At 65.5% G+C, this 1,972-nt stretch carries 4 protein-coding genes; all 4 read left to right on the top strand.

What is annotated here, in order from left to right; all coding sequences use genetic code 11:
• The coding region (locus tag VV867_RS30885; RefSeq protein ID WP_328568432.1) for a hypothetical protein at nucleotides 1-79 on the top strand (79 nt) is incomplete at its 5' end.
• The gene (rfbD, locus tag VV867_RS30880; RefSeq protein ID WP_328568430.1) at nucleotides 76-984 is read left to right on the top strand and encodes a dTDP-4-dehydrorhamnose reductase; all 909 of its coding nucleotides are present in this window, start codon (nucleotides 76-78) and stop codon (nucleotides 982-984) included. The genes VV867_RS30885 and rfbD, both read left to right, overlap by 4 nt.
• Nucleotides 981-1,862: a glucose-1-phosphate thymidylyltransferase RfbA gene (gene rfbA, locus VV867_RS30875; protein WP_275628320.1), complete on the top strand. Its 882-nt coding sequence runs from the start codon at nucleotides 981-983 to the stop codon at nucleotides 1,860-1,862. The genes rfbD and rfbA overlap by 4 nt, the downstream gene beginning before the upstream one ends.
• Nucleotides 1,862-1,972: dTDP-4-dehydrorhamnose 3,5-epimerase family protein (locus tag VV867_RS30870; RefSeq protein ID WP_328568431.1), on the top strand; the 111-nt coding region annotated here is incomplete at its 3' end. The genes rfbA and VV867_RS30870, both read left to right, overlap by 1 nt.

The following is a 1,972-nucleotide window of genomic DNA, read 5'->3' as shown; positions in this document are numbered from 1 at the left end:
GTACCTGGACAACCAGGCCTGGGTGAACAACGTCACCAGCGGCGCATACCGTGAATGGGTAGGTAAGCAGTACGCATGAACAAGATCCTTCTACTCGGCGCCAACGGCCAGGTCGGCTGGGAACTCCAGCGCGCCCTGGCGCCCCTGGCGCAACTGGTGGTCTGCGACAGGCAGCGGGCCGACCTGAGTGACCTGGCGGGGCTGGCCAGGCTGGTCGCCGAAGAGCGCCCCGACGTGATCGTCAACGCCGGCGCCTACACAGCGGTGGACAAGGCCGAAAGCGACGTCGACGCCGCCCGCCGGATCAATGCCGAGGCGGTTGCTACCCTGGCCCAGGCCGCGCGGGAAATCGATGCCTGGCTGGTGCACTACTCCACCGACTACGTCTTCGACGGCAGCGGCGAAGCGCCCTTCGAGGAAGATGCCGCCACCGGCCCCCTGGGCGTCTATGGCCAGACCAAGCTGGAAGGCGAGCTCGCCATCCGCGAGAGCGGCTGCCGCCACCTGATCTTCCGTACCAGTTGGGTCTATGCCACGCGCGGGGCGAACTTCGCCAAGACCATGCTGCGCCTGGCCAAGGAGCGCGACGAACTGCGCGTCATCGCCGACCAGGTGGGCGCACCGACCAGCGCCGAGCTGATCGCCGACGTCACCGCCCTGGCGCTGCAACGCCTCGCCCATGATGCCGACCTGCGCGAGCGGGCCAGCGGCACCTATCACCTGGTAGCCAGCGGCGAGACCAGCTGGCACCGCTACGCCCAGTTCGTCATCGGCGAAGCCATCCGCCTGGGCGCCGGCCTGCGCGCCACGCCGGAGCGCATCGCCCCCATCGCCACCAGCGAATACCCGCTGCCGGCGAAACGCCCGGACAACTCGCGCCTGGCCAACGACAAGCTGCAACGCACCTTCGGCCTGGTACTGCCCGCCTGGGAGTACCATGTCCAACGCATGATCCGGGAACTGGTAGACCAGGGAGCAGTATGAAACGCAAAGGCATCATCCTCGCCGGGGGTTCCGGCACCCGCCTCCACCCGGCGACCCTGGCCATCTCCAAGCAGTTGCTGCCGGTCTACGACAAGCCGATGATCTACTACCCGCTCAGCACCCTGATGCTGGCGGGCATCCGCGACATCCTGATCATCTCCACCCCGCAGGACACCCCGCGCTTCGAGCAACTGCTCGGCGACGGCAGCCAGTGGGGCCTGAACCTGCAATACGCCGTGCAACCTTCGCCGGATGGCCTGGCCCAGGCATTCCTGATCGGCGAGGAGTTCATCGGCAACGACCTCTGCGCGCTGGTGCTGGGCGACAACATCTACCACGGCCACGACTTCCAGGAGCTGCTGCTCAACGCCATGCAGCGCGATGCTGGCGCCAGCGTCTTCGCCTATCACGTGCATGATCCGGAACGTTACGGCGTGGTCGAGTTCGACGCCGATGGCAAGGCCATCAGCCTCGAAGAGAAGCCGGCCAAGCCGAAGTCCAGCTACGCGGTGACCGGCCTGTACTTCTACGACAACCAGGTGGTCGACATCGCCAAGAACATCAAGCCCTCCGCCCGCGGCGAGCTGGAGATCACCGACGTCAACAAGGCCTACCTGGAAGCCGGCAAGCTTTCCGTGGAGATCATGGGCCGCGGCTACGCCTGGCTGGACACCGGCACCCACGACTCGCTGCTGGAGGCCAGCCACTTCATCGCCACCCTGGAAAACCGCCAGGGCCTGAAGGTCGCCTGCCCGGAAGAGATCGCCTTCCGCCAGAAGTGGATCAGCGCCGAGCAGTTGGAAGCCCTGGCCGCCCCTCTGGCCAAGAATGGCTATGGCCAATACCTGAAACGCCTGCTGGTCGAGACCGTCTACTGATGAAAGCCACCCGTCTTGCAATCCCCGAAGTGGTCCTGATCGAGCCCAAGGTTTTCGGTGACGACCGGGGTTTCTTCTTCGAAAGCTTCAACCACCAGCAATTCGAGGAA

This window comes from Pseudomonas sp. JH-2, from assembly GCF_036231725.1.
In the GTDB taxonomy this organism is placed as follows: domain Bacteria; phylum Pseudomonadota; class Gammaproteobacteria; order Pseudomonadales; family Pseudomonadaceae; genus Pseudomonas; species Pseudomonas delhiensis.
The sequence above is the reverse complement of the archived record's forward strand: the minus strand, read 5'-3'. Positions and strand labels throughout refer to the sequence as shown.